The 25,712-nt window shown below is 65.2% G+C and carries 25 protein-coding genes and 1 tRNA gene; 8 read left to right on the forward strand and 18 right to left on the reverse strand.

Annotated elements, in window-relative coordinates:
- Position 1: 1 nt before the first annotated feature.
- Positions 2-718 carry a nitroreductase gene (locus ACUJ46_RS06465; RefSeq protein ID WP_445389647.1) on the reverse strand — a complete coding sequence of 239 codons (717 nt, stop codon included), beginning with the start codon at positions 716-718 and terminating at the stop codon, positions 2-4.
- 120 nt (positions 719-838) lie between these two features.
- Here ACUJ46_RS06465 and mobA point away from each other — a divergent pair, with 120 nt between their 5' ends.
- Positions 839-1,471 (forward strand): molybdenum cofactor guanylyltransferase, encoded by a 633-nt coding sequence (mobA, locus tag ACUJ46_RS06470; protein WP_445389648.1) that lies wholly within the window; start codon positions 839-841, stop codon positions 1,469-1,471.
- On the opposite strand, the gene ACUJ46_RS06475 is transcribed toward mobA, so the two are convergent.
- Positions 1,442-1,518: transfer RNA gene (locus tag ACUJ46_RS06475), tRNA-Arg, on the reverse strand. The two genes, mobA and ACUJ46_RS06475, sit on opposite strands and share 30 nt — an antisense overlap.
- 37 nt (positions 1,519-1,555) lie before the next feature.
- Positions 1,556-2,089, reverse strand: a complete 534-nt coding sequence (locus tag ACUJ46_RS06480; protein WP_445389649.1) for a L,D-transpeptidase family protein — start codon at positions 2,087-2,089, stop codon at positions 1,556-1,558.
- 76 nt (positions 2,090-2,165) lie between these two features.
- Here ACUJ46_RS06480 and ACUJ46_RS06485 point away from each other — a divergent pair, with 76 nt between their 5' ends.
- Entirely contained in the window at positions 2,166-4,238 is a 2,073-nt protein-coding gene (locus ACUJ46_RS06485) for a hypothetical protein (RefSeq protein ID WP_445389650.1), read from the forward strand.
- A 28-nt stretch (positions 4,239-4,266) separates the two neighbouring features.
- On the opposite strand, the gene ACUJ46_RS06490 is transcribed toward ACUJ46_RS06485, so the two are convergent.
- From ACUJ46_RS06490 to gph, 4 genes are all read right to left on the reverse strand, one after another.
- Entirely contained in the window at positions 4,267-5,340 is a 1,074-nt protein-coding gene (locus tag ACUJ46_RS06490; protein ID WP_445389651.1) for a GTP cyclohydrolase II, read from the reverse strand.
- The gene (locus tag ACUJ46_RS06495) at positions 5,337-6,125 is read right to left on the reverse strand and encodes an exodeoxyribonuclease III (RefSeq protein ID WP_445389652.1); all 789 of its coding nucleotides are present in this window, start codon (positions 6,123-6,125) and stop codon (positions 5,337-5,339) included. Before ACUJ46_RS06495 ends, ACUJ46_RS06490 begins: the two co-directional genes overlap by 4 nt.
- A gap of 426 nt (positions 6,126-6,551) precedes the next feature.
- Positions 6,552-7,220, reverse strand: a complete 669-nt coding sequence (locus ACUJ46_RS06500) for a LolA family protein (protein ID WP_445389653.1) — start codon at positions 7,218-7,220, stop codon at positions 6,552-6,554.
- A gap of 36 nt (positions 7,221-7,256) precedes the next feature.
- Complete coding sequence (gene gph, locus ACUJ46_RS06505; protein WP_445389654.1) at positions 7,257-7,934, reverse strand: phosphoglycolate phosphatase; 678 nt, start codon at positions 7,932-7,934, stop codon at positions 7,257-7,259.
- Between the two features lie 85 nt (positions 7,935-8,019).
- On the opposite strand from gph, the gene glmU reads away from it, so the two are divergent.
- The 6 genes from glmU to ACUJ46_RS06535 all read left to right on the forward strand — a co-directional run bounded on the left by glmU (position 8,020) and on the right by ACUJ46_RS06535 (position 16,558).
- Positions 8,020-9,384 carry a bifunctional UDP-N-acetylglucosamine diphosphorylase/glucosamine-1-phosphate N-acetyltransferase GlmU gene (gene glmU / locus ACUJ46_RS06510; protein ID WP_445389655.1) on the forward strand — a complete coding sequence of 455 codons (1,365 nt, stop codon included), beginning with the start codon at positions 8,020-8,022 and terminating at the stop codon, positions 9,382-9,384.
- Between the two features lie 2 nt (positions 9,385-9,386).
- A complete protein-coding gene (gene glmS / locus ACUJ46_RS06515) occupies positions 9,387-11,210 on the forward strand; it encodes a glutamine--fructose-6-phosphate transaminase (isomerizing) (RefSeq protein ID WP_445389656.1) in 1,824 nt (607 codons plus the stop codon).
- A 91-nt stretch (positions 11,211-11,301) separates the two neighbouring features.
- The gene (gene gorA / locus ACUJ46_RS06520; protein WP_445389657.1) at positions 11,302-12,642 is read left to right on the forward strand and encodes a glutathione-disulfide reductase; all 1,341 of its coding nucleotides are present in this window, start codon (positions 11,302-11,304) and stop codon (positions 12,640-12,642) included.
- A complete protein-coding gene (locus ACUJ46_RS06525) occupies positions 12,639-14,006 on the forward strand; it encodes a class II 3-deoxy-7-phosphoheptulonate synthase (RefSeq protein WP_445389658.1) in 1,368 nt (455 codons plus the stop codon). Before gorA ends, ACUJ46_RS06525 begins: the two co-directional genes overlap by 4 nt.
- A 187-nt stretch (positions 14,007-14,193) precedes the next feature.
- Entirely contained in the window at positions 14,194-15,573 is a 1,380-nt protein-coding gene (locus ACUJ46_RS06530; protein WP_445389659.1) for a cytochrome P450, read from the forward strand.
- A 1-nt stretch (position 15,574) separates the two neighbouring features.
- The gene (locus tag ACUJ46_RS06535; RefSeq protein ID WP_445389660.1) at positions 15,575-16,558 is read left to right on the forward strand and encodes an alpha/beta fold hydrolase; all 984 of its coding nucleotides are present in this window, start codon (positions 15,575-15,577) and stop codon (positions 16,556-16,558) included.
- On the opposite strand, the gene tgt is transcribed toward ACUJ46_RS06535, so the two are convergent.
- From tgt to ACUJ46_RS06590, 11 genes are all read right to left on the reverse strand, one after another.
- A complete protein-coding gene (tgt, locus tag ACUJ46_RS06540; protein WP_445389661.1) occupies positions 16,555-17,670 on the reverse strand; it encodes a tRNA guanosine(34) transglycosylase Tgt in 1,116 nt (371 codons plus the stop codon). The genes ACUJ46_RS06535 and tgt overlap by 4 nt on opposite strands.
- A 64-nt stretch (positions 17,671-17,734) precedes the next feature.
- Entirely contained in the window at positions 17,735-18,751 is a 1,017-nt protein-coding gene (queA, locus tag ACUJ46_RS06545; RefSeq protein WP_445389662.1) for a tRNA preQ1(34) S-adenosylmethionine ribosyltransferase-isomerase QueA, read from the reverse strand.
- Between the two features lie 25 nt (positions 18,752-18,776).
- The gene (locus tag ACUJ46_RS06550; protein ID WP_445389663.1) at positions 18,777-19,526 is read right to left on the reverse strand and encodes a peptidylprolyl isomerase; all 750 of its coding nucleotides are present in this window, start codon (positions 19,524-19,526) and stop codon (positions 18,777-18,779) included.
- 84 nt (positions 19,527-19,610) lie between these two features.
- The gene (coaD, locus tag ACUJ46_RS06555; protein WP_445389664.1) at positions 19,611-20,102 is read right to left on the reverse strand and encodes a pantetheine-phosphate adenylyltransferase; all 492 of its coding nucleotides are present in this window, start codon (positions 20,100-20,102) and stop codon (positions 19,611-19,613) included.
- Positions 20,103-20,105: 3 nt separating this feature from the next.
- Positions 20,106-21,005: a polyprenyl synthetase family protein gene (locus ACUJ46_RS06560; protein ID WP_445389665.1), complete on the reverse strand. Its 900-nt coding sequence runs from the start codon at positions 21,003-21,005 to the stop codon at positions 20,106-20,108.
- A gap of 10 nt (positions 21,006-21,015) precedes the next feature.
- Positions 21,016-21,258 carry an exodeoxyribonuclease VII small subunit gene (locus ACUJ46_RS06565; RefSeq protein ID WP_445389666.1) on the reverse strand — a complete coding sequence of 81 codons (243 nt, stop codon included), beginning with the start codon at positions 21,256-21,258 and terminating at the stop codon, positions 21,016-21,018.
- 45 nt (positions 21,259-21,303) lie between these two features.
- Positions 21,304-22,962, reverse strand: coding sequence for a long-chain-fatty-acid--CoA ligase (locus tag ACUJ46_RS06570; RefSeq protein ID WP_445389667.1), 1,659 nt, complete (start codon positions 22,960-22,962; stop codon positions 21,304-21,306).
- 63 nt (positions 22,963-23,025) lie between these two features.
- Positions 23,026-23,595 carry a YceI family protein gene (locus ACUJ46_RS06575; RefSeq protein WP_445389668.1) on the reverse strand — a complete coding sequence of 190 codons (570 nt, stop codon included), beginning with the start codon at positions 23,593-23,595 and terminating at the stop codon, positions 23,026-23,028.
- An 11-nt stretch (positions 23,596-23,606) separates the two neighbouring features.
- Entirely contained in the window at positions 23,607-24,191 is a 585-nt protein-coding gene (locus ACUJ46_RS06580; RefSeq protein WP_445389669.1) for a cytochrome b, read from the reverse strand.
- Complete coding sequence (locus tag ACUJ46_RS06585; protein WP_445389670.1) at positions 24,188-24,799, reverse strand: YceI family protein; 612 nt, start codon at positions 24,797-24,799, stop codon at positions 24,188-24,190. The genes ACUJ46_RS06580 and ACUJ46_RS06585 overlap by 4 nt, the downstream gene beginning before the upstream one ends.
- Positions 24,800-24,924: 125 nt before the next feature.
- Positions 24,925-25,677: a SapC family protein gene (locus tag ACUJ46_RS06590; protein WP_445389671.1), complete on the reverse strand. Its 753-nt coding sequence runs from the start codon at positions 25,675-25,677 to the stop codon at positions 24,925-24,927.
- Between the last annotated feature and the right edge of the window lie 35 nt (positions 25,678-25,712).

Below are 25,712 nucleotides of genomic sequence, written 5' to 3' on the forward strand. Positions count from 1 at the left end.
CTCAGTCCCCGAAGCCGACAAAGACGGCAGCTTCGTCCACCGACTTGCGGCGCGAGACGACAGCGTTGGCCGGGAAGCTGTCATCCGGGTAGCCCAAGGCGATGCAGATCATGATGACCTGGTCATCGCTGATCCCGGCATGTTCGCGCACCACGGGCGATTGCATGATGCCCTGGCTGTTGATCACGCAGCCCAGCCCCCTAGCCCATGCCGCGTTGACGATGGCGTTGGTGACAGCGCCGCAGTCGAAGGGGGCGATGTCGCTGCCCTGAATGGCGCGGTCATAGGTCACCACGATCGATACGGGCGCATCGAACTGGCGGAAACCGCGCAGCACCCAGTCCTGCCGGGCGGGCTTGTCTTCGCGGGCGATGCCCATGGCGCCGAACAGCTGCTTGGCGATCTCGATCTGCCGGTCGCGGTGGATGCCTTCATAGCCATCATGGCCACGGAACTCGCGCGAGGGCGGTATGCCGGCGAGGTTGTTTTCAGTATTGCCCTTGCGGATCCGGTCGAGCGGTTCGCCCGCGACGACATAGAAGTTCCACGGCTGGGTGTTGAGCGAGGAAGGCGCGCGCATTGCAACTTCCAGCAGTTCGCGGATGACGTCCTTCGGCACCGGGTCGGGCCTGAAGCCGCGGATGCTGCGGCGGCCGATGACGACCCTGTCGTAACATTCCCTGTCTGCATTTTGCCTGTCTGCCGTGCTGATGCTCATGGTCCCGCCCCTGTCATTTCCGGATGCAGCGGGTTCGCCCGAAACCATGGCGCGGCGCAACCTCTGCTCTTTGGTGAGAGCCGCTTCACAGCCAGCCCCGCCCGGGCCTATGCTGACCAGATGGAACCGCCGGCAAAGCCCCCGCCCGCCATCGTGATCGCCGCCGGGGGCGAAGGGCGGCGCATGGGCGGGCACAAGGCCGGGCGCCTGCTGGGTGGCAAGCGCCTGATCGACCATGCGGCCGACTGGGCACGCCGCCATGGCGATGCAATCGCCATCGCCATAAGGGATCATTTCCCCGATGCCCCGGCCTGCCTGCCCTGCCTTGCCGATGAACGACAGGGTGCAGGCCCGGTAGAGGCCCTGGCCAGCGCCTTCCGCTTCGCCGCGGAAAGGGGCCGCGACACCGTGCTGCTGATCGGCTGCGACATTCCCTTCCTGCCAGACGAGCTGCTGCCAACTCTTTCGGCCGCACTGGCGGATCACGGCGCCGCCATCCCCGTCTCCCGCGGGCGCCTGCAGACCATGGCCACCCTTTGGAGAACAGATCTGCCGGGCCTGACCCGCTACAGGGCTGAAGGCGGCGATTCCCTGCGCGGTTATGCGCAGCGCGTGGGGGTGAAGGAGGTGCACTGGCGGGAAACAGCCACGGACCCGTTCGCCAACATGAACACGCCGGCTGAACTGGCAGCGGCGGAAAAACTTGCAATGAACGGGGAAAAGTGGCGCACCCGACACGATTCGAACGTGTGACCTTTGCCTTCGGAGGGCAACGCTCTATCCAGCTGAGCTACGGGTGCAACGAAGGGCGCTACTGACGGCTAAGGGGGCAGCTTGTCAAGCTTTGGCGGCGCCGGCGCGGATTTCCAGCGCCATGCCCGGTTCCAGGCGGGGCAAAAGGCCCAGCATCGCTGCACGCTCGATCGCGATGCAGCCTTCCGTCGGCCCGCCATCGGGGCGGGACAGGTGCCAGAAGATCGCGCTGCCGGCCCCCGGCTGCACCGGCCCGCTGTTGTGGCCCAGCAAAAGGATCACGTCATAGACATGGTCTTCCCGCCACAGCCGCTCGGCCGAAAAGGGGTGCGGGTGGCACACCGGCCGGTTGTAGGCCGGGTCGCGCACATCGTCGCTCCATCCGTCCCATGGGCGCAGCCAGCGCCAGGGCAGCTTCAGGGCCTGCCCGCCGAAAGCGGAAAGCGGCACACGGTCCGGGCGGAGAAGCGCACCCAGGATCGGCCAGCAGCCGATGGGGGACGCGCCATCGCCCTCGCGCTTCTCATTTGCCGGCACGGCGCCCGCGCGGCCGTGGGTGCAAGGAAAGGCGCGCCCGAAGGCATGCAGGGTGGAAGACCCGATATCAGCCTGAAGCATGGGCTTTTCTTGCGCGCGGCGTCGCCTTCCCGCAAGAGGGTTAACGGGGTTAACCATGATCAGGGGGCATTGAGCCATGAGCACGGACGACGGGCTGAGCCGTTTCGTCGATCTCTCCCGCCCGGACAGTGACGGCTATCCGGCAGACATCGCGCGCTTCGGCCTGGCGGCAGCCGGAGACCCGGAACCCGCCATCTATGACGGCCCTGACGGCCCTGTCGCCCTGCCCTGTTTCGATGTCGGCCTGGTGCTCGCCGGCGCCATTTCCGCCGGCGCCTACACGGCGGGCGTACTCGATTATCTGATCGAGGTGCTGGATGACTGGGAGGTGGCCAAGGAAGATGCCGCGCACCAGTTCGGCTCGGATTTCGCCCGCTGGCCGGTGCCGCCGCATGCCATCCGCATCCGGGCCGTGGCGGGGGCTTCGGCGGGCAGCGTCTGTTCGGCCCTGCTGGCGCTGGCCGTGCAGCGCCGCTTCCTGCCGGTAAAGGGCATGCCCGGCAACATCGCCGGCCCCGATGCCGACCGCACCGACAACCCCTTCTACGATCTGTGGGTGAACCGGCTGGACATTGCCGGCATGCTGGAAACCGATGATCTCGGCGCAGACGTGACGCTGGCCACCCTGCCCTCGCTCCTCAACAGCAAGCGTCTGGCGGAAGCCGCCGCCAGCGCGCTCGACACGCCCGGCCCGCAGCCGGAAGGGCGACGTTTTCCCGCGCGCCGGCGCTATCTCGCCGACCCGCTGCCGGTCGCGCTCAGTGTCGCGAACCTTGATGGCGTGCCCTTCTGCTACCGGTTCGACGGGCTGGAAGGCGCGCGCTTCGCCACCATGCGCCACGCCGACGCCCTGCGCTTCCTCGTGCATGCGCAAAGCCCGGCCCTGCCGCCTGAGGAAGCCCCCGGCGGCTATCTTTCCGTCACGGGACCGCCCACGGCTGACGCCGGCATCAACCCCGGCGGGGCCGCCGCCTGGCGGGCGCTTGCCGATTCCGCAGTCGGCAGCGGCGCTTTCCCGGTCGCCTTCGCGCCGCTCAGGCTGCGGAAGGATCCGGATGCCTATCGGTTCGACCTGAAGCAGCGCACGGACCTGGCGCCCGAAAATCCCGATGCCTGGCTGCAACCGGCGCGGATGAGCGCTGGCTTTTCCACCGTGATGGGCGGCATGGCCGGCAGCTTCGACACGGTGGACGGCGGCACGATGAACAACCAGCCCTTCCAGTTCGCCCGCTCCATCCTGACCGGCCCGCTGGGGCGAATGGAAAGCCGCGGCCACCTTGCCCGCAAGGCGCTGCTCATCATCGATCCCTTTCCTGCCGCCCCGCCCGACCCGGTGCGTGAAGGCCGGGTGGAGAGCCACCGTGGCGGCAATGGCCGCCTCGGGCTGGCGGGCGCCCTGCCCCGTCTGGCCCGCGCCTGGATCAACCAGGCGCGTTATGACGCCAACGATCTGGGACTGGCCGCCAGCAGCGATGAATACAGCCGCTTCATGCTTTCCCCCCTGAGGGCGCGCGCGGCGCCCGCCCCCGGTGCCCTGGGGGATACGGCGCTGGGCCAGGCGGCGATTGCAAGCGGCGCGATGGGCGGCTTTGCCGGTTTCCTCGACCGACGCTACCGCCATCATGATTTCCTGCTTGGTCGCCGCAACGCGGAAAATTTCCTGCGCAACTATTTCGCCCTGCCTGCAGGCAACCCGCTGTTCGATGAAAATTGGTGGAGCGGGCGCATGGGGCAGGCGCGCGTAAGATTCGAGACGCTGACAGCCGAAGCCGGAGACGCGCATGAACGGCTGATCGTCCCTCCGTTGCAGGCGGAGGCCATGGCCACCCTTGCCCATGCAGACAGGGACAGACAGCACGCGGACGAGACACGGCGCAAGCTCTTCGTTCGCCGCTCGCTCGTCGAGCCATCGGCCATCTGGCCCGGTGACGAGCGGGTGCGCCCCTTCAACCCGGATTCGATTGCCCATCTTGTGGAAGAGCGCGTGGACGCAATCCTGAAGATTGCCGCGCGTGACATCTTCGGTGCAACCCTGTCACGCCTTCTGGCCTGGCCGCGCCGAGCGATCACGAAACGGATCGCGGCCGGCGCGCTCGATGCCATCCGCAATGGCATTGCCGATCACGGGCTGCGGGACCCGAAGGGCTGATGGCCGAGGGGAAAAGCCGGGGCGCTGCCTAGAGCCGATGGCCCTGCCGGTCCCGCTTGGTGGCGAGATACTGGAGGTTGTGCGGATTTTCGCCAAAGCTGTGCTGCACCAGCCCGGCCACGGTAACGCCGCCGGCTTCCAGCGCTTCCGATTTCGCGGGGTTGTTCGTCAAGAGCTTTACCCGGCTTACACCCAGCATCCGCAGCATGGCGGCGGCAAGGTCGAAATCCCGCTCCTCCGCACCGAAGCCCAGGCGCAGATTGGCATCGACCGTATCAAAGCCCTGGTCCTGCAGCTGATAGGCACGCAGCTTGTTGAGCAGGCCGATGCCCCGCCCTTCCTGCTGGAGGTAGAGAAGGATTCCGCCGGTTTCGGCGATGCGCTTTACTGCGGCACGAAGCTGCGGGCCGCAATCGCATTTCAGGCTGCCCAGCACATCGCCCGTCAGGCAGGCGCTGTGCAGGCGGATCAGCGGCTCCGGCCCTGGCTCACCGATCAGCAGCGCCAGATGCTCCGGCCCGCCATCGCTCGGCCGGAAGGCGACGACTTCGGTGTTTTCCGCGCCCTCAAGCGGAAGGCGCGCCCGGCTGACAATGCGCAGCCGCTCGGAACGCCGCCATGACAGGATGGCCCCGGCATCGGCGACGATCCGGTCTGCCGCATCGCCTGCTACAGGGCGGGCGAACAGCGCAGGGAGCAGCATCGCGCGCTTGGCAAGCGCCAGCCCGGCAGCTGCGGCTTGTGCATCCGAGCCAAGGTCACGCGTGGGGAAAGGGCCCTTGAAAGGCTGCTCCAGATCGCGCGCCGGATCGGCCGTGCCGATGCTCGCCACAAGATCGAGCCAGGGCATGCGGGTCACGGCCACGGCCTGTGCACCGGCGGCCGGACGCTGGTTCATGATATGCAGGGTCGCCGCGCGCTCGGGCGTCAGCAGCAGGTCGGCGCGGCCTTCGGCTTCCAGGCAGGCGAGGCTTTCAACCGTAGCCAGTTCAGCCGACAGGATGTCGAGACCGGCAGCGCCATCGGTAATGCGCACGATTTCGCCACGGCGCAGGTCGTCGACGGCGCGGGCGATGGCAAGATCGGAATCGGGCGCTGTCACAGGTCGAACTCCGCGATCAGGGGCACATGGTCGGATGGGCGTTCCCACCCGCGTGCCGGCACCAGCGTATCAAGGCTGCGGACCGTTCCGGCGAGATCGGGCGAGCACCAGACATGGTCGAGCCTGCGGCCCCGGTTGGAAGCGGCCCAGTCCCGCGCGCGATAGCTCCACCAGGTGAACAGCGGTTCGGGGCGCGGCACGACATGCCGGCCGATATCCATCCAGCCATGGCTGTCCTGAAGCGCTTTCAGGATCTCCACCTCGACCGGCGTATGGCTCACGACATCCAGAAGCGCCTTGTGGTTCCAGACATCCTCCGGATGCGGCGCGATGTTGAAATCGCCAAGCAGGATGGAGGGTTCGGAGAGGCTGCCTGACCAGTCCGTCATGCGGGCGAGGAAATCGAGCTTCTGCCCGAACTTCGGGTTGGCGTCGCGGTCAGGAATGTCTCCGCCGGCCGGCACATAGACATTGTTGAGGATGATGCCGCCCGGCAGGCGCACCGAGATGTGCCGCGCCTCGCCATTGGCCTGCCAGTCTTCCCGCGCGACGGGCTCGACCGGAATTCGTGACAGGATCGCGACCCCATGGTGCATGCGCTGCCCGGCAAGATGGGCGTGCGGGAAACCAAGCCTGCCGAACGCCGCGAGGGGGAAGCTGTTGTCATCGCACTTGGTTTCCTGAAGGCACAGGATATCGACCCGTTGTTCATCGAGCAGGCGTTCGACGAGGTGCGGCCGGGCGCGGACGCTGTTGATGTTCCAGCTGGCGATACGAAGAGACATGGCGGCGGATTAGGCGAAGGAAGGGGCCGAGGTCACGCAGTTATTGCACTGGCGTCTGAGCGAGGCGCGAAGCCGGGCATGGCCAGCCATGGCGCAGAAAGAATTCGGCCCCCGCTCCGGGGGCATGGAGCGGGGGCCTGTTCATGCGTTCGTCACGCAAAACGAAGTTTCGTCTCATCCGGGTAACAGGGGGCAAATCCCGGATGGCGATCACTTCGCTGATCAGGAAATTAGCCTTTGAAGGCTGTCTCATTCCTGAACAGCTTCCATTTCATGCTCATGGGCCATTTTGTCAAATGGAAACGCCCGTTTCATCGGCCTGACGCAGCCGGATTAGGGTGTGAATCGATCCATAGTGGCTGCAAGACAGGCAAAATCCGCGAAATTCCGCACAACATGACGCCATACACGCGCCTGTGGCAGGCCTTAGCGCATGCGGCCCGGAACGCTCGCGCGTTTTCGCGGATCGCGGAAACGGAAGCCCGAATCAGCGACTGGCACATTGAACTTCGCATTGGCGAGTTCGACGACAGTGAGATTGTTCTGCGCATCAACGACACGCCAGCCCGTGAGCCGCATGCCGCCCGGCGCTGCTCCGTCCGGTTTCAGGAAGAAGGTGATGCGGCCGATGTCAGGGCGCTTGGGATCCTGCGCCAGAACGGCCACCTGCCCCGGAAGCGGGGACTTGTCGGCAGGCAGCACGCGCGCAACCCTTGCCAGATCGGCCTCGGGATCGAGCAGCACGCCGAGCGGCGTCGAGCGCACAGGCCATTGCGAGACCTGCGCCACCTGGTAATCCACAAAGGAAAGCGTCCGTCCGTCCGCCACGACAAGGAAGGATGCCTTGTCGCCATAGTCGAAACGGATGCGGCCTGGCCGCTTCATGATCATGGTGCCCTGCGCCACGCCGCCATTCGCCGCGCGCTGGGTGAAGTCCGCCGTCATGCTGCTGGTCTGCCCCATGGCGCGCTGTACGTCTGCTATGGTGACCGTGGCGCTCGCCACTGCAGGCGCCGGAAAGACGACCGTAGCGGACAGCATCGCCATGGCCATGGAGGCGGCGACGAGCGTGCGGGCGATGATCGGGTTTTTCATCGGGTTTTTCATCGGGTCTGCTTCGCAATCCGGCCGTTAACCCGCCTTGAATGGACGGGACCGGATGGCGTCAACGGATGGCAGAAGATCATCATAATGGCCAATGACATGCAATGCGCCGAGATCTTCGACAGGTTCGGTCGAATAGCCGAAGGACACGAGGATGAGCGGCACGCCGGCGGCGATCGCCGTATCGGCGTCGGTGCGGGAATCGCCCACGAACAGGGCCGCACGCCCGCCGGTTTCCGAAAGTGTATCTGTCAGGTGGCGCGGGTCGGGCTTGCGATAGGGGCGTGAATCCGCGCCCAGAAGTGCGCGGAAACGGCGCGTCCAGCCAAGTTCGGCGACAAGGCTTTCGGCAAGGTGCGCGGGCTTGTTGGTGCAGATGCCAAGGCGATAGCCCTGCGCCTCAAGCTGGTCGAGCGCCCGCTCCACGCCATCGAACGGGCGGCTGTGAACGGCGATGTTTGCTGAATAATGCGCAAGGAAGGGTGCGACGCCCTCTTCCACCAGCTCTGCGGTCATCGCGCCGGTTGCGGCCAGGCCGCGCTCCAGCAGCTTGCGCGCGCCATGACCGACCATCGCGCGGACGGATTCGGGCGGCACCGTGGGCCTGCCGAGCACGCCCAGGGCATGGTTGAGGCTGGCCGTCAGATCCCCGGCGGTGTCAACGAGCGTACCGTCGAGATCGAAAATGATTGTATCGAATGCCATGTCCAGCCCGAGGTAGACGGACGCCGGCGATGTGCAAGCCCCTTCCCGCCTTTTCCAGCCGGCAAAGCTGTGGCAGGGCAAGAACATGGCAGTTGAACTCCATTCACCGATTGCAGCCGTCATCCTCGCAGCCGGCAAGGGCACGCGGATGCGCTCCGAAAAGCACAAGGTGCTTCACCCCATCGGCGGGCGGCCGATGCTGATGCATCTGCTCGCCAGCCTCGACACGCTTGCTCCGCAACGCCGGGTGGTGGTGGTGGGTGACAGGGCCGACCAGCTCGAGCGCGCGCTCGAGGGGCAGGACGTGGCAGTCGCCGTGCAATCGCCGCAGCTGGGCACTGGCCATGCCGTCCTTCAGGCGGAAGGCGCGCTTTCGGGCTTTTCGGGCATTGTCCTCATTCTCTTCGGCGATGTGCCGCTGCTTACAGCCGCCACCATGGAAAGGCTCGTGCAGGCCCTGGAAGGGCCGGAAGCACCCGCCATCGCCGTTCTGGCCTTCCGCCCTGACGAGCCGGGCGCCTATGGCCGCGTGATCGCGGACGATCAGGGCGCCATCCTGAAGATGGTGGAGGCAAAGGACGCGACAGATGCCGAACTGGCGGTGACGCTGTGCAATTCCGGCCTGATGGCAGTCCGCTCCGGGCATCTGTTCGACCTTCTGAAAATGGTCGGCAACGCCAATGCGGCCGGCGAATATTATCTGCCCGACATCGTGATGCTGGCGCGTGCGGCCGGGCTGCGCGCCGCCGTCCTCGAAGGCTCCGCCGACGAGATGATCGGCGTCAACAGCCGGGCCGAACTTGCCGCGGCCGAAGCGCTCTTCCAGCAGCGCCGCCGGGGCGAACTCATGGCCGCCGGCGTCACCATGGTTGCGCCCGAAACCGTCTTCCTCTCGCATGACACCCAACTCGGTCGCGATTGCCTCGTCGAGCCGAACGTGGTGTTCGGCCCCGGGGTTAAGGCGGGCGAAAATGTCCTGATCCGCGCCCATTCGCATATCGAGGGAGCCGAAATCGGCGATGGCTGCGAAGTCGGCCCCTTTGCCCGGCTGCGTCCGGGAACGGTGCTCGGCGCTGGCGCCAAGGTCGGCAATTTCGTGGAAACGAAGAAGGCCGTGCTCGGGCCGGGCGCCAAGGCCAACCATCTGACCTATCTTGGCGATGCCGAGGTTGGCGCCAACGCCAACATCGGCGCAGGCACCATCACCTGCAACTATGACGGCTTCTTCAAATATCGCACCATCATCGGCGAAGGTGCCTTCATCGGCTCCAACAGCTCGCTCGTGGCGCCGGTGACCATCGGCGCGGGCGCGATCGTGGGCGCAGGCAGCGCCATCACGCGCGACGTGCCGGATGATGCCCTCGAAGTCACCCGTGCGGACCAGTCCCGGCGCGAAGGCTGGGCGGCGCGTTTCCGCGACAGGATGAAAGCCAGAAAGGACAGGCGCTAACCATGTGCGGCATTGTTGGAATTCTCGGCAAGTCTGACGTTGCCGGCGCGCTTGTCGAAGGGCTGCAGCGGCTGGAATATCGCGGCTATGACAGCGCCGGCGTCTGCACCGTTCAGGACAGGCATTTCGCCCGCCGCCGGGCCGAAGGAAAGCTGCGCAACCTGGCGCAGAAACTGGAAGCCGACCCGCTGCCAGGCCGGGTGGGTATAGCCCACACCCGCTGGGCAACCCACGGCGCCCCCACCGAAGACAATGCCCACCCCCATATCGCGGGCGATGTGGCCGTGGTGCACAATGGCATCATCGAGAATTTCAAACCCCTGCGCGACATGCTGCAGGCCGAGGGCCGCACCTTCCTCTCTCAGACGGACAGCGAAGTCGTCGCCCATCTCGTGTCGCGCGAACTGGAAGGTGGCGCCACGCCTGTCGAGGCAGTACGCACCGTGCTGCCCATGCTGCACGGCGCCTTCGCGCTTGCCCTCATCTTCCGCAAGGATCCGGACCTCCTGATCGGCGCCCGGCTGGGCGCGCCGCTGACAGTCGGCTACGGGGATGGCGAGAATTATCTTGGCTCCGATGCTCTCGCACTCGCCGGCCTCACCCGCCGCATCGCCTATCTGGATGAAGGGGACTGGGCTGTCCTGCGTCGGGATTCCGTCGAGATCTTCGACCGCGAGAACAGGCCGGTCCTGCGGCCCGCGGTGGAATCGGGCGTTTCGGCCCAGCTGACGGACAAGGGCAATTACCGCCACTACATGCTGAAGGAGATCTATGAGCAGCCGCTCGTCGTTGCCCAGACGCTGCAATCCTATCTGAAGCCGCTGCAGGGCCAGGTTGCCCTGCCCATTCCCGATTTCGATTTCGCCGGCATCGACCGGGTGCAGATCGTCGCCTGCGGCACCAGCTATTATGCCGGCATGGTCGCCCGCTACTGGATCGAGCGTTTCGCGCGCGTGGCCGTCGACATCGATTTCGCATCCGAATTCCGCTACCGCGATCCGGTGCTGAAGCCGGGTGGGCTCGCCCTGTTCATCAGCCAGTCCGGAGAGACGGCGGACACGCTCGCGGCGTTGCGCCATGCCCGCGCCGAAGGGCAGAAGATCGCCTGCGTGGTCAATGTTCCGACAAGCTCGATGGCGCGCGAGGCCGACCTTTTGCTGCCGACCCATGCCGGCGTCGAGATCGGCGTTGCCTCCACCAAGGCCTTCACCTGCCAGCTGGCCGTGCTTGCGGCCTTTGCCGCCAATCTCGCCCGAGCGCGCGGCAAGCTCTCCCCCACTGAAGAGCAGGAGATCGTGAAGCATCTGGCCGAGGCGCCGGCGGCGCTCAATGCCGCACTCGATCTGGAGCAGGCCGTGGCCGCCATCGCGCCGCTCATCGCGCCGGCGCGCGATGTCCTTTACCTCGGCCGCGGGCCGGATTTCCCGATGGCCATGGAAGGCGCGCTGAAGCTGAAGGAAATCAGCTATATCCACGCCGAGGCCTATGCCGCTGGTGAAATGAAGCATGGCCCCATCGCCCTCATCGACGACCAGGTGCCGGTCATCGTGCTGGCGCCGTCCGGCCCCCTGTTCGAAAAGACCGTCTCGAACATGCAGGAGGTGCGCGCGCGCGGCGGCAAGGTGATCCTGATTTCCGATGCCGAAGGTGTCGCCGAAGCCGGCGAAGGCTGCATGGCGACGATCAGCATGCCAGGCGTCCATCCGCTCATCGCCCCGCTGGTCTATGCAGTGCCCATCCAGCTTCTGGCCTATCATGTGGCGGTGCTGAAGGGCACCGATGTGGACCAGCCCCGAAACCTCGCGAAATCCGTCACGGTGGAATGAGATGGCGGGCCACGGCCCGCGCCCATCGGAATGGAGCATTGGCAGGGCCGGTCCATCGGCCCTAAGAGGCCGCTTCGAAAGGCAGGCAGCGATGACGTTCGACTATGATTATTTCGTGATCGGCGCTGGCTCGGGCGGGGTGCGATCCTCCCGCATTGCCGCAGGCCATGGCGCACGTGTTGCGATCGCCGAGGAATATCGGGTGGGTGGCACTTGTGTCATCCGCGGCTGCGTTCCGAAGAAGCTGCTGGTCATCGGCGCCCATTTCGCCGAGGATCTGGAAGATGCCCGCCGCTACGGCTGGACCATCGACAGCAAGAGCTTCGACTGGCAGACGCTGAGGGACAATGTGCTGGCCGACGTCGACCGGCTGAACAGCGCCTATCAGACCACGCTCGACAGCCATGGCGTCGAGACCTTCCTCGACCGTGCGACGATCACCGGCCCCAACAGGGTGCGCGTGGGTGACCGGGAGGTGACCGCCGCGAACATCCTCGTGGCAACCGGCGCAACCCCCTCCATCCCCGACATTCCGGGCGCGGACCTCGGGATCAGCTCGAACGAGATGTTCCACCTCGACGCCCTGCCGAAACGGGCGCTGATCGTCGGCGCCGGCTTCATCGCCAATGAATTCGCCGGCATCCTGAACCAGCTCGGCGTCGAGGTGACGCTGGCGGTGCGGTCGGGCACGCTGCTGCGCGGCTGGGACAATTCGCTTGCCGACAGGCTGGTCGCGATATCCACGGAAAAGGGCATCCAGTTCCGCTTCCACCACGAACCCGCCTCGGTGGAGAAGCTGGAGGATGGAAGCCTGAGGATGCACTGCACCAACGGCAAGGCCCTCGATGCGGACCTTATCCTGTGGGCGATCGGCCGCACGCCCAACAGCCGGGGCCTGGGGCTTGAGGAACTCGGGCTGGCACTGAAGCCCAATGGCGCGATTCCGGTAGATGCCGACAGCTCCACCACCCTTCCCTGGCTGCACGCCGTGGGTGACGTGACCGACAGGCTGCAACTGACACCCATCGCCATCCGCGAAGGCCATGCCCTGGCCGACAGGCTGTTCGGCGGCCCGGTGTGGCGGGTGGATCATGATCTCGTGCCGGCGGCAGTCTTCAGCCACCCGCCGCTCGCCAGTGTCGGCCTGAGCGAAAGCGAGGCCCGCACACGGCTTGGCAGTGTGCGGGTTTTCACCAGCGATTTCAGGCCGATGAAAAATGTGCTCGCCGGCCGGAACGAGCGCGCGCTTTACAAATTGGTGGTGGATGGCGCTACCGATCAGGTCGTTGGCGCGCACATGATCGGCCCTGACGCCCCCGAAATTTTGCAGGCGCTGGCAATTGCGGTTAAGGCGGGCCTCACCAAAGCGCAGATCGACCAGACGGTCGCCCTGCATCCCACCATGTCCGAAGAACTGGTCTTGATGCGATGAAGAACTGGACACCCGACAGCTGGAGACAGGCCGAAGCGCGGCAGATGCCCGCATGGCCGGATGCCGCAAAGGCGGCCGCCGTCGAAGCCGAGATGAAGAGCTTTCCGCCGCTGGTCTTTGCCGGAGAGGCGCGGGAACTCAAATCCCAACTGTCCGAGGTTGTCTTCGGGCGCGCCTTCCTGCTCCAGGGCGGGGACTGCGCCGAAAGCTTCGCCGAATTCCATCCGAACAACATCCGCGACACCTTCCGCGTGTTGCTGCAGATGGCTGTCACCCTCACCTTCGCCAGCCACATGCCGGTGGTGAAGGTCGGCCGCATGGCCGGCCAGTTCGCCAAGCCCCGCTCTTCCGATGTCGAGGAAATGGGCGGCGTGTCGCTGCCCAGCTATCGCGGCGACATCGTGAACGACATCAACTTCGAGGCGGCGGCCCGCATGCCGGACCCGGAGCGCCAGAAGCGCGCCTACATGCAGGCGGCCGCTACGCTGAACCTGCTCCGCGCCTTCGCAACGGGCGGCTATGCGAACCTGCACCAGGTGCACAAGTGGAACCTCGATTTCGTGGCCCGCTCCCCCTGGGCTGAGCGCTATGCCGAAGTCGCAAGCCGCATCGGCGAGGCCCTGTCCTTCATGGAGGCCTGCGGCATTTCCCCGGAAACCGTGCCGCAGCTGAAGGGCACGCAATTCTACACCAGCCACGAAGCGCTGCTCCTGGGCTATGAGGAAGCCATGACCCGGCAGGACAGCCTGACCGGAGACTGGGTGGACACCTCCGCCCACATGCTCTGGATCGGCGATCGCACGCGCTTCCCCGGTTCGGCGCATGTCGAATTCCTGCGCGGTGTGATGAACCCGGTCGGCGTGAAGTGCGGGCCGTCGCTCAAGGCGGATGATCTGCTGCGCCTGATCGACGAACTGAACCCCACCAACGAAGCCGGGCGCCTCACCCTCATCAGCCGGTTCGGGGCCGACAATGTGGAAGCGCATCTTCCGGCCCTTGTCCGTGCCGTCCAGCGCGAGGGCCGGCATGTCATCTGGTCATGCGACCCCATGCACGGCAACACGGTGAAATCCTCGTCCGGCTACAAGACCCGGCCGTTCGACCGCATTCTCGCGGAAGTGCGCCAGGTGTTCGCGGTGCACAGGGGCGAAGGCAGCCACGCCGGCGGCATCCACATCGAGATGACCGGCCAGAACGTGACCGAGTGCACCGGCGGCGCCATCTGCGTGACGGATGAAGGCCTTGCGGACCGCTACCATACCCACTGCGACCCGCGCCTCAACGCATCGCAGTCGCTGGAACTCGCCTTCCTGATCGCCGAGGAACTGGCGGCCGATCGCAGGAGGCTGCAGCAGGCTGCCTGAGCGGCAGCCGCTCCGGAATATCTGCAGTTATCGGACTTGTCCGAAAAAGGGCCATTTCCCGCCAGTTGCGGGGAATGGCCCTTGGCATTCGTGCGTGGTGCGTTTCTGTCGCATTTGCACAACTCACATTGCCGTCCCCGGCAGTTGTGCGTATATCCATTACGCAAAATTTCCGAGGGAGTGCCCGATGAACGCGCCGGTAAATCCGAAAGACCTCTACCCCGCCAATCTGCGACCCATGGGTTTCGAGGATCTGAAGCATGTGCCCGGCCCGCTGCCGGCCCGCTTCCGGACCATCAAGACCATCAAGTTCCTCGCCGACCCCAAGAAGGCGATTGCCGAATCCGCCGCCGAATTCGGCCCGGTGTTCCGCCGGCAGGATTTCATGGGCTGGGGCGTCACGCTTCTGGGGCCGGAGGCCAATGAGCTGGTCCTGTTCAACAAGGACAAGATCTTCTCGTCCAAGCTCGGCTGGGACCCCATCCTCGACCAGGTCTTCCCCAACGGCCTGATGATGATGGATTTCGACCATCATCGCAAGGACCGGAAGACGCTGTCCGTCGCCTTCAAGCCAGGCCCGATGAAGGCCTATCTTTCCAGCCTGAACGAGGGAATCGCCCGTCAGGTCGCCCGCTGGAGCAAGACGGAACAGTTCAAATTCTACCCGGCCATCAAGGACCTCACCCTCGATCTGGCGGCCGGATCCTTCCTAGGCCTTCCCTGGGGACCCGAAGCGGAAAAGATCAACAAGGCCTTCACCGACATGGTGCTCGCCTCCATCGCCATCGTCAGGAAGCCCCTGCCCTTCACCCAGATGCGCCGTGGCGTCCGGGGCCGTGCCTATATGAGCGCCTTTTTCGCGCGCGAGATTCCGAACCGGCGCGGCAAGGATGGCGATGATTTCTTCACTCAATTCTGCAACGCGACCGACGATGACGGCAATCTGCTGACCGACCAGGAAATCATCGATCACATGAACTTCCTGATGATGGCAGCGCACGACACGCTGACATCATCCATTACCTCCATGGTCTATTTCCTGGGCAAATACCCGGAATGGCAGGAAAAACTGCGCGAAGAAGTGGACCAGGTGCGCGCCCGCCACGGTGGCGCCCTGCCCTATGAGGCGCTCGGGGAACTGGAGCTGGTCGAGATGGCCTTCAAGGAATCGCTCCGGATGATTCCGCCGGTGCCGATGATCCCGCGCCGCGCCATCCGCGATTTCGAATTCATGGGCCATCGCATCCCGGCCGGTTCGGGTGTCGGCGTCAACCCGCTCTACACCCACTATATGCCCGAACACTGGCCTGAGCCGGAAAAGTTCGACCCGATGCGCTTCACCACCCAGCTTTCGGCAAACCGGCATAAATATGCCTGGGTGCCCTTCGGTGGCGGCGCGCACATGTGCCTTGGCCTTCACTTCGCCTACATGCAGGCCAAGGCCTTCTTCTATTATCTGCTGGCCGAGCGGCGGATCGTACTGCCCGAAGGCTATGAAGGCGAATTCCGGATGGTTCCCATTCCGCGCCCGAAGGACGGCCTGCCGGTCACCATGGCGGCCCGCTGACATGCCGGGGAAGCGCCGCCACCGGTTTCCGGCACTGGCGGCGCTTCTTTTCCTCAGCTTGCTGCTTGCGGCTGGCTTCCTCGCGCTTCGCACAGCCGACATTCCGGCCGATGAACTCCGGACACGCCACGCAACGCCTGCCTCGCGTTTTGTCGCGGTAAAGCCCGGCCTTGTCGTTCACCTTCGGGATGAGGGGCTTCGAGACGGCCCGCCGCTCATACTGGTGCATGGCTCGGGCGCTTCGCTGCACAGCTGGGAGCCATGGGTCGCACGTCTTGGCGGCGCCCACCGGCTGATCAGCCTCGACCTGCAGGGCCATGGCCTCACCGGCCCCCATCCGGATTCCTGCTACAGCCTTGCCTGCATGGCCGAAACGGTGGAGGCCGTGCGTCGCCATCTTGGACTTGAACGCATGGCGCTGGCCGGAAACAGCATGGGTGGCGCCGTTGCCGTCAGCTACGCGCTCGCCCATCCGGAAAGGCTGTCAGCCCTCATTCTCGTCGATGCGGCTGGCGCGCCTGTCGATGCGGAAGGCCCGCCGCCGATCGGTTTCCGGATTGCGCGCATGCCATTGCTGCGCGACATCGCCGCCCATGTGACGCCACGCGCCGTCGTCGCGCGTACGCTCGAAGCCTCGGTATCGGTGAAATCCGTTGCCAGCGAAGCCGCGATCGACCGCTACTGGGAATTGCTGCACCATCCGGGCAACCGCAAAGCCACGATGCAGCGTTTCTCCACACCCCGCACCCCGTTCACACTGGCCGGTCTTGCGCCCCTCGGCAGCATCCCCACCCTCATCCTCTGTGGGGAAGAGGAATCGCTGATACCGGTGGCGGCGGCGCGCTGGATCCATGCGGCCCTGCCCGGCGCACGCCTCATCGTCCATTCCGGCATCGGTCATCTGCCGCATGAAGAAACCGCCGATCGCAGCGCCGCAGACGGGGCCGACTTTCTGAAGGCGCCGCCGGAAAGGCCGGCGACCTAGCCAGCCCCTGCCATGCGGTCGAGCCGCGCCCGGGCGAAGCTCTCCGCCGTGCCATCGGCAATGGCCGCGCGCAGGCCGGCCATGAGTAACTGATAGTGCCAGATATTATGTTCCGTCAGCAGCATGGCGCCGAGAATTTCGCCGGCCTTGAACAGATGGTGGAGATAGGCGCGGCTGTAATGGCCGCACACCGGGCAGGAACAATCGGCATCCAGCGGGTTCATGTCTTCGGCATGGCGGGCGTTGCGCAGGTTCAGCGTGCCATCCAGCGTGAAGGCCTGGGCCGTGCGGCCCGAGCGTGTGGGCAGAACACAATCGAACATGTCCACCCCGCGCAGCACTGCGCCGATGATGTCAGACGGCTTGCCAACCCCCATCAGATAGCGCGGGCGGTCGGCCGGCAGCAGGCCGGGGGCATAATCCAGAACCTCGAACATGGCATCCTGCCCCTCGCCCACGGCAAGGCCGCCGATGGCATAGCCCTCGAAGCCGATCTCGGTGAGCCGCTCGGCGGATTCGCGCCGGAGGTCGGGATAGAGCGAGCCCTGCTGGATGCCGAAGAGCGCGGGCGCCGGGTCCTTCAGAAAGGCATCGCGCGACCGCCGCGCCCAGCGCATGGACAGCCGCATGGATTGTGCTGCGCGTTCATGGCTTGCCGGATGTGGCGTGCATTCATCAAAGGCCATGACGATATCCGAGTCGAGCAGCCGCTGGATCTCGATGGAGCGCTCGGGGCTGACGAAATGCTTCGACCCGTCGACATGGCTCTGGAAGGAAACCCCTTCCTCCCGCATCTTCACAAGCGCGCCCAGGCTCATCACCTGATAGCCGCCGCTGTCCGTCAGGATCGGGCGCTCCCAGTTCATGAAGCGGTGAAGCCCGCCAAGCCGCGCCATCCGCTCGGCGCCGGGGCGAAGCATCAGGTGATAGGTGTTGCCGAGGATGATGTCCGCACCGGCGGCGCGCACATCGCCGGGCTTCATCGCCTTGACGGTGGCGGCAGTGCCAACCGGCATGAAAGCGGGCGTGCGGATGGTGCCGCGCGCCAGCCTGATTTCACCGGTGCGCGCGCGCCCATCGGTTGCGTGGATGTGGAAGGAAAAGCCTGTCATCGGGCTGCCATAGCAAAGTGGTCGCGCGGGAACAGGCTGCAATGAGCCGTGCGGGCCATTGTCCTCAGCCTTCAGGCAGAAGCAGGCTCGAATCCCCGTAGCTGTAGAAGCGATAGCCCTCGCGGATCGCATGGGCATAGGCCGATTGCATGCGCTCCAGCCCCATCAGCGCGCTGACCAGCATGAACAGCGTCGATTTCGGCAAGTGGAAGTTCGTCATCAGACCGTCGATGGCGCGGAAGCGGTAGCCGGGAGTGATGAAGATGTCCGTCGTGCCGGTGAAGGGCTCCAGCCCTGAGGATTCGAGCAGCCGCAGGGATGTGGTGCCGACCGCCAGGATGCGCCGCCCTTCCGCTTTGGCCGCTTTCAGCCGGGCCGACACATCCGCCGGCACATGGCCCCATTCGGCATGCATGCGATGCTCTTCCGTGCGCTCGGCCTTGACTGGCAGGAAGGTGCCCGCCCCGACATGGAGCGTCACCGTTTCACGGCCGATGCCGGCGGCATCGAGCGCATCGAAGAGTTGCGGCGTGAAATGGAGGCCGGCAGTTGGCGCCGCGACCGCGCCTTCCGCACGCGCATAGATGGTCTGGTAATCGGCCTTGTCGCGCGGATCGATGCCGCGCTTGCGGGCAATATAGGGCGGCAGCGGCATCTGCCCTGCCCGCTCCAGCGCCACTTCCAGCGGATCTTCACTTTCGAAGCGCCAGTGAACTTCGCCACCCTCGCCCTTTTCCACCACAAGTCCGTGCAGCCCGGCGCCGAAATCCACCCTGTCTCCGACCTTCAGGCGGCGGGCGTTGCGAACGAAGGCCAGCCACTCCACGGCCCCGAGGCGCATGTGCAGCGTCACGTCGATCGTGGCTTCACCCTTGCGGCCCGCAAGCTGCGCCGGGATGACGCGTGTGTCATTCAGAACCAGAATGTCGCCGCGGCGCAGAAGCGCAGGCAAATCGCGCACGACATGATCTGAAAGCGTATCCGGCGTCACCTTCAGAAGACGGGCGGAATCGCGCGGTTCCGCTGGCCGCAGAGCAATCCTGTCCTCGGGCAGGATGAAATCAAAGGCGTCTACGCGCATTGGCTGTGGTGGATGTCGCGCCCGCTCAGGGCCGGGGCTGCATCTGGGGTCCGACTTCTGGCTGTGCCTGTGGCTGCGCCTGAAGCAGCTTTGCGGCCTCCGCTGCCAGCGCATCCTCGGCGGGCGTCAGCCGGGCGGGGAAGGCCGGCGGCGCCTTGTTGTCCGCTCCGATCGACGCCTGGAGGATGCGGCTGGGATTGGCCGGCGGCTCCCCCCGCTCGATCCTGTCAACGAAAGGCATGCCATCCACCACCCGGCCGAAAACCGTATATTGCCGGTCAAGACGCAGCATCGGCATGAACATGATGAAGAACTGGCTGTTGGCGGAATCCGGATCGCTTGTCCGGGCCATGGAAACGGCGCCGCGCACATGCGGCAGATCGTTGAATTCCGCCTTCAGGTCAGGAAGCTCTGACCCGCCCTGCCCCGTGCCGCGCGGATCGCCGGTCTGGGCCATGAAGCCTTCGATGACGCGGTGAAACAGCAGGCCATCATAGAAACCGCGCCGCGTGAGCAGGCGTATGCGCTCGACATGCGCCGGCGCCGCATCCGGGCGCATGATGATGGAAACACGCCCGCCCGTCGAAAGATCAAGATGCAGGATGTTTTCAGGATCGGCTGCCGCGATCATTTGCGCGGCATAGGATGTGGCGGGCGCGGCCGGGGCCTGTTCCTTCGCCGGGCCGGCGGGCTGGGCCGATTCGAAGGGGAGCTGTGCTGAAGCCGGGGCCGCCATGAAAAGGCCGGCCGCTGCCAGAAGGATGCGGAAAGTCATCAGGGCCTCATGCGGATTCTGGCTTGCCGAAGGCTGAACGGGGCGCATCGGAAACGGAAAAGCCTGTCTTCAACGTCGCGCGGGTCAGCTGGCGGCATTGGCCGCGATCCGGGCGCGCACTTCCGAGGCCATGGCCGGAGAGACGAACTTGTCGATCGCGCCGCCATAGCTGGCGATTTCCTTGACAAGGCGGGAAGCGATCGGCTGCAGTGCCACATCGGCCATCAGGAAGACGGTCTCGATATCGTCGTTCAGCTGCTGGTTCATCCCGGCCATCTGGAATTCATATTCGAAATCGGCAACGGCCCTCAGGCCGCGCACGATCACCGAGGCGCCCTGTTCCTCGGCGAAATGCATCAGCAGGGCATCGAAGGGGACAACCTCGACATTGGGGATGCCGGCAGTTTCCCGGCGGACCTGCCCCACCCTCTCGTCAAGGGTGAACAGGGGCGACTTGGAGGGATTGGTCGAAACACCGATGACCAGCTTGTCCACCAGCTTCGCCCCCCGCGCGATGATGTCCATGTGGCCGAGGGTGATGGGGTCGAATGTGCCGGGGTAAACTCCGATGCGCATGGCTCAATGGTCCCGTTCGATTGCAAAGCGGGCGATGGCCCGCAGGAGGTCGGCCTCGGCTCCGAAGCCCTGGAGGTGGTTGATGGCCTGGTCGATCAGCAGTTCGGCCTGTGACCGCGCACGCTCGACCCCGAGCAGGGACACAAAGGTGGACTTGCCGGCCCCCGCATCCTTGCGCAGCGCCTTTCCGGTGGCCTCCGGATCCCCCTCGACATCGAGGAGATCGTCCGCGATCTGGAAGGCAAGGCCGAGGTCGCGCGCATAGCCCTTGAGCTTCAGCCGCGTTGCCGCGCCCACCTTGCCCATGATGGCGCCCGCTTCCACCGAATAGCCGATGAGGGCGCCTGTCTTCAGCTGTTGCAGCCGGGTTGTGGTCGGGAGGTCGAAGCGGCTTTTCTCGGCGGCGATATCCATCATCTGCCCGCCAGCCATGCCGGCCGGGCCCGATGCGCGGGCAAGTTCCAGAACCAGTTCCGAGCGCACGAAGGGGTCTTCGTGGGTTGCCTCGTCCGCCAGCAGTTCGAAGGCGACGGCAAAGAGGCTGTCCCCCGTCAGTACGGCGGTCGCCTCGTCATAGGCCTTGTGAACCGTCGGCTTGCCCCGGCGCATGTCGTCATCGTCCATGCAGGGCAGATCATCGTGGACAAGGCTGTAGCAATGCACCGCCTCGATCGCGAGCGCCACGCGCAAGGCCCGTTCGCGATCAACGTTGAAGAGATCGCAGGAGGCGACGACAAGCAGGGGCCGCATGCGCTTGCCGCCACCCAGCACCGCATGGCGCATCGCCTTGTAAAGGGGTGCGCGGGCATCTTCGGGCACACCAAGCAGCCGGTCGAACCGGGCGTCCACGGCTTCGCCGATGGCATCCAGCGCCGGCTTCAGCCTGTCCGTGACCGGAGACATGCGGTTGGGGTCAGCCGCCAAAGCCGGTCTCGCCAACGGGGCGCCCCTCGCCGTCCAGCTGAAGCTGGGCGATCCGCGCTTCCGCAGAAGACAGTTTCGCCTCGCAATGGGCCTTCAGTTTCTGCGCTTCCTCGTAAAGACCGATGGATGCCTCGAGCGAGGCATCACCGGATTCAAGATCCCGAACGATCGCTTCGAGCCGCTGCAGGGCAGCCTCGAAGCTCAGTGCCGAGATGTCGGTTTCCGTGGTCATTGTCTCTCCCTGCTTGGGGCCATTTGGACGGGGCGCGTAAGGCGGTCAAGCCACCTTGGCCTTCGCGGCCCCCGCCTTTTCCTCGGCGACCAGTTCCTTGCGGGACAGCTTGCCGATCATCGTGCGTGGCAGGCTCTCGCGCACCTCAAGGTCCACCAGGCGCTCATGCTTGCCCACGCGGGCGTTCAGCCATTCCAGCAGCGAAGGGCCATCGACGCCGGCATCGGCTTCCAGGGCGACAAAGGCCTTGGGCCGCTCGCCCAGATAAGGGTCGGGCACGCCGATCACGAGGGCTTCCTTCACCCCGCCGTGGCTGTAGAGCATCTCCTCCACCACGCTGGGATAGACCTTGAAGCCGCCGACGATGACCATGTCCTTCAGCCTGTCGACGATGCGGTAATAACCGTCCGTGTCGACCACGGCGACATCGCCGGTCCGCATGAAACCCTCTGCAAACACATCGGAATTGTCCCGCTTCCAATAGCCCTGCATCATCTGCGGTCCACGAAAGGCGAGTTCCCCCGGCTCGCCGTCGGGCACCGTCTGCGTGGGGTCATCCTGGTCGAGAAGGCGGATGTGCGTGCCCGGCAGGGGCTGGCCGATCGTGCCCGGCTTGCCGCCGCTTGCATAGGGGTTGACGCTGACGACACCCGAGCTTTCGGTCAGCCCATAGCCTTCCACCAGCTTTGCCCCCGTGGCGGCCATGAACTCCTGTTTCAGCGGCTCCGGCATGGGCGCCCCGCCCGAGATGCAGACGCGGATCGAAGACAGGTCGTGGCGCTTCAGGTCCGGATGGTCGAGCATGGCGCGATACATGGTGGGCACGCCGGGCAGCGCCGTCACCTTCCTTCGGGCGATCGCCTCGAGCGCCGCCTTCACTTCGAAACGGGGAATGAGGATCATCTCGCCCCCGCGCACGATGGTGCGGTTCATGATGCAGGTATGGGCGAAGATGTGGAACAGCGGCAGGCCGCCGAGGATCCGGTCAGGCGCGGACTGCTCGTCGTCGATCGCGTTCACCTGCTGTGCGTTCATCGACAGGTTCGCATGGCTCAGCATGGCGCCCTTCGGGCTGCCGGTCGTGCCGCCGGTATATTGCAGCAGTGCGATCTCGTCGGGGGCCTGGCGCGTGCTTGCGATGTCGACTGGCTCATGGCCGACGAGGCGCGCATGGGAAACATGGCGCTCATCCCGTTTCACCGGCGCGCGTTCGCGCCCCTTGAACAGCCGGTAGAGGATGGACTTGGGGCTGGGCAGCATCTCGGCCACATTGCCGACGACGACAGCCCTGAGGCGGCTCTGTTCGAGCACCGCATCGATGGTGGGCAGAAGGGCTTTCACGTCCAGCGTGACCATGATGTCGGTTTCGCTGTCCTCGACCTGCTGGCGAAGCTCCTCGACCGTGTAGAGCGGTGAGAAGTTCACCACGCGGGCGCCGGCCATCCACGCCCCGAAGGCCGCGATCACATAATGGGGCGTATTGGGCAGGAACAGGCCCACCGACACACCCGGCCCGGCGCCAATGGCCCGGAAACCCGAGGCCGCGCGCGCGGCAAGGCCGGCGATCTCGCCATAGGTGAATTGCCGGCCGAGAAAATCGATCATCGGCGCATCGGGATGCCGCTTCACGGCATCGAGAAGCAGATCGGGCATCCAGCGGGGGGTGAAGGCCGTGTCGAAGGGAACGGGATGATCGTAACGCATTGGCCTGCCAGAAAAAAAGGGGCGGGATGTTTCAGTGAAACATGATCATGGAAACATGGTCGTTCAGGGTTCGCGCCGGGCGTGGATGCGCACGCGCACCGGCACGCCATGGCCGACCCATGTGGCGGACGGGTCGCTTTCCATGCCGATGCCGAATTGCCTTCGATCAAGCGTGACGCGCCCATCCATGACCGCCATGTCGCCCGTGATGGAAAGGGTGAACGGCAGGCTTACAGGCACCGATCTGCCACGCAGAAGCAGCTGCCCGCGTGCCACATAATGGCCCGGCTTCACCGCGCGGATGTCGGAAGACTGGAAACGTGCGACGCTCGCCTTCTTCACGTCGAACCAGTCAGGCCCGGAAAGGCTTGCCTTGACGGTGCTGTCGTCGGCTGTCGCGGCGGCAAGGTCTATGGTCGCCACCACGCGGGCCTGCTCCAGATTTGCGGGATCGAACCGGATATCGGCCTGAAAGCGGGGAAAATTGCCGGCAATCGCGCGGCCGTTCCATTCGGCGGTGAAGCCAAGGCTGGAGCGTTCCGGCAAGACCACCCACTGGCTGGCGGCAACGGGTGCCGCCAGCAGCAGGAGGAAAGCCGCGCCCAGAGAATGCCCAGGACCCTGACGTACCATGCCAGGCAGGATCACCGGGCGCCGCGCCTCAGGAAGGGCAGCATCCGGGCAAGCACGTCATCCTTGTCGAAGAAGTGATGCTTTAGCGCACCGCCGACATGCAGGAGGAACAGGGCGACGCCAAGGAAGGCCATGATTTCATGGGCTTCGCTGGCAGCCCCCGATGTTTCGCGGCTGGTGGCGACAGGCAGATGCGGCCATTCGAACACTCCGAACCACATGGTTGGCAGACCAAGGGGGCTGGCCGAAACCATCACCCAGCCCGACAGCGGCACAAGGATCATGACGGCATAAAGGCCGACATGCGTGACCCTGGCCAGCAACCGCTCAAAGGATGTCATGTGGCCCGGAAGCGGCGGCACCCCTTGCGTGAACCGGGCTGCAAGCCGCAGCAGGCTGAGGGCAAGGATCGTCAGCCCCATGCTCTTGTGCAGCTGTGCCACCGTAAAGCCCAGCTGGCGCTGCGCGGGGTCTGGCGAATCGAACAGCCCCTCCATGAGGAGGCCGCCGGTGAAATTGCCGATGAGCATCAGGGCGATCAGCCAGTGCAGAAAGATCGCCAGGCTGCTGTAGCCGCTGCGGCCCGCGGCGCTCATTTCTTCAGGAACTCCGCCTCGATGATGAGCTGCACGTCATCGCCGATGGGGCCAAGAAGATCGGTCGATCCGAAGTCGGAGCGCTTGAAGCTTCCCTTGGCGGAGAAGCCGAGCGCATGGACCTTGCGCATCGGATGCGGCATCGCACCATTCAGGGTGACATCCAGCGTGACCGGCTTGGTCACGCCCATCATGGTGAGGTCGCCGCTGAGCTTGCCCGTCGTTGCACCGGTCGCGACGAGGCCCGTCGACTTGAAGGTGATGGCCGGATGCTCGGCGGCCTTCAGGAAACGCTCGGCGATCACCTTGTCGAAATCCTCCTTCTCGGGGAAGGGGAAGTCGGTGCGCACGCTGCGCGGGTCGATGCTGACCGAAACGGTCGAGTTGGTCGGCGCCTTGGGGTCAAGGTTGATGGTGGCGTCGTAGCTCGCGAAGCGCGCAGTGTAGTTGGAAAGCCCGAGGTGCTTCACCTGCCAGGTCAGGCTGGCGTGGGTCTTTTCCAGTTCATATTCTCCGGCCGGCGCATCGATGGGGGCTGCCTGGGCCAGAAGCGGCGATGCAGCAAGCAGCGCACCCGCTGCAGCGATCATCCGAAGACCTGTGTACATCCGTCTCTCCTCCGCATCATGATTCCGGATGCGGAGGTTAGACGGACCGCACCCATGCGGCAAGGAGCGGGCTGGCGGCAGGGGCGGAAAACCGCGCCCTGCCGGCCATTTCGCCGCAACCGCGATCAGGGCCGGGGAAGATCCGGGTTCATGACAGCGAACAGCTCGCGCATCTGGGACAGCGAGAAAAGATGCGCATAGACAAGACCCAGCATGCCGTTCTGCACCATCTTGCGGGCCTGATCGCCACGGATGTTCTGCAGCTTCTTTTCGTCGATCATGCGGAAACCGGCAAAGGTTGCGGGCTGGTCCATTCCGGGCACCTGGATCTGGGCCTGGCCCTCCATCAGCAGGCCAAGCTTGTTCAGCTCGTCCATGAAGCTCTTGGTGCGGGCGATCGCCTGCTCGAACTGCTCGCAGAACTGAAGGATGTTCTTCGTCGTCTGGGTGGGCTGCTTCTCGGCGTCGAAAAGCTTGTTGTCGGCATCTTCGGTGACGATGTTCCAGCTGTCATCAAACACAAGGCTGAGCACTTCGGCTTCGGGCGTCAGGCGGGCAAGCATGAAGGGATGGCGGCGGATGTAGGCCGGCACATAGGTGCCTTCCTTCCACTTTCCTTCGGCATCGACGAAGAGATTTTCGCCTTCCTTCAGGCCAACCAGCGCCAGCGGCACGCCATCGGCGCCGTCGGAAAAGACGATGGGATAGTGGCGCTGCGCCATCACGAATTCATCGACCGTGATCGGGATGGCGTGGGTTTCCCGCGCAAAGCCCAGTTCGCTGCGCTCTGCCAGGCCATGGCCGAGGTGCAGGTCTGTCGTGAGGGGAATGAGGTTCCGGTAGAAAAGCGGAAGCTGGGCGGCGGGTTGGCTGGCCATGATGTCGTGTCCCCGAATGCAGGTCGTCGGTTGAA

This window comes from Sandaracinobacteroides sp. A072, assembly GCF_052616365.1.

Bases quoted from the DNA above. Each gene is read 5' to 3' on its own strand.
- ACUJ46_RS06485 (WP_445389650.1), top strand. From the start codon at position 2,166: ATGAGCACGGACGACGGGCTGAGCCGTTTCGTCGATCTCTCCCGCCCG.
- ACUJ46_RS06530 (WP_445389659.1), top strand. From the start codon at position 14,194: ATGAACGCGCCGGTAAATCCGAAAGACCTCTACCCCGCCAATCTGCGA.
- ACUJ46_RS06500 (WP_445389653.1), bottom strand. From the start codon at position 7,220: ATGAAAAACCCGATCATCGCCCGCACGCTCGTCGCCGCCTCCATGGCC.
- gorA (WP_445389657.1), top strand. From the start codon at position 11,302: ATGACGTTCGACTATGATTATTTCGTGATCGGCGCTGGCTCGGGCGGG.
- glmU (WP_445389655.1), top strand. From the start codon at position 8,020: ATGGCAGTTGAACTCCATTCACCGATTGCAGCCGTCATCCTCGCAGCC.
- mobA (WP_445389648.1), top strand. From the start codon at position 839: ATGGAACCGCCGGCAAAGCCCCCGCCCGCCATCGTGATCGCCGCCGGG.
- ACUJ46_RS06575 (WP_445389668.1), bottom strand. From the start codon at position 23,595: ATGGTACGTCAGGGTCCTGGGCATTCTCTGGGCGCGGCTTTCCTCCTG.
- ACUJ46_RS06590 (WP_445389671.1), bottom strand. From the start codon at position 25,677: ATGGCCAGCCAACCCGCCGCCCAGCTTCCGCTTTTCTACCGGAACCTC.
- coaD (WP_445389664.1), bottom strand. From the start codon at position 20,102: ATGCGCATCGGAGTTTACCCCGGCACATTCGACCCCATCACCCTCGGC.
- ACUJ46_RS06495 (WP_445389652.1), bottom strand. From the start codon at position 6,125: ATGTCTCTTCGTATCGCCAGCTGGAACATCAACAGCGTCCGCGCCCGG.
- ACUJ46_RS06565 (WP_445389666.1), bottom strand. From the start codon at position 21,258: ATGACCACGGAAACCGACATCTCGGCACTGAGCTTCGAGGCTGCCCTG.
- queA (WP_445389662.1), bottom strand. From the start codon at position 18,751: ATGCGCGTAGACGCCTTTGATTTCATCCTGCCCGAGGACAGGATTGCT.
- ACUJ46_RS06580 (WP_445389669.1), bottom strand. From the start codon at position 24,191: ATGAGCGCCGCGGGCCGCAGCGGCTACAGCAGCCTGGCGATCTTTCTG.
- glmS (WP_445389656.1), top strand. From the start codon at position 9,387: ATGTGCGGCATTGTTGGAATTCTCGGCAAGTCTGACGTTGCCGGCGCG.
- tgt (WP_445389661.1), bottom strand. From the start codon at position 17,670: ATGACAGGCTTTTCCTTCCACATCCACGCAACCGATGGGCGCGCGCGC.
- ACUJ46_RS06480 (WP_445389649.1), bottom strand. From the start codon at position 2,089: ATGCTTCAGGCTGATATCGGGTCTTCCACCCTGCATGCCTTCGGGCGC.
- ACUJ46_RS06525 (WP_445389658.1), top strand. From the start codon at position 12,639: ATGAAGAACTGGACACCCGACAGCTGGAGACAGGCCGAAGCGCGGCAG.
- ACUJ46_RS06585 (WP_445389670.1), bottom strand. From the start codon at position 24,799: ATGTACACAGGTCTTCGGATGATCGCTGCAGCGGGTGCGCTGCTTGCT.
- ACUJ46_RS06550 (WP_445389663.1), bottom strand. From the start codon at position 19,526: ATGACTTTCCGCATCCTTCTGGCAGCGGCCGGCCTTTTCATGGCGGCC.
- ACUJ46_RS06465 (WP_445389647.1), bottom strand. From the start codon at position 718: ATGAGCATCAGCACGGCAGACAGGCAAAATGCAGACAGGGAATGTTAC.
- gph (WP_445389654.1), bottom strand. From the start codon at position 7,934: ATGGCATTCGATACAATCATTTTCGATCTCGACGGTACGCTCGTTGAC.
- ACUJ46_RS06560 (WP_445389665.1), bottom strand. From the start codon at position 21,005: ATGTCTCCGGTCACGGACAGGCTGAAGCCGGCGCTGGATGCCATCGGC.
- ACUJ46_RS06535 (WP_445389660.1), top strand. From the start codon at position 15,575: ATGCCGGGGAAGCGCCGCCACCGGTTTCCGGCACTGGCGGCGCTTCTT.
- ACUJ46_RS06570 (WP_445389667.1), bottom strand. From the start codon at position 22,962: ATGCGTTACGATCATCCCGTTCCCTTCGACACGGCCTTCACCCCCCGC.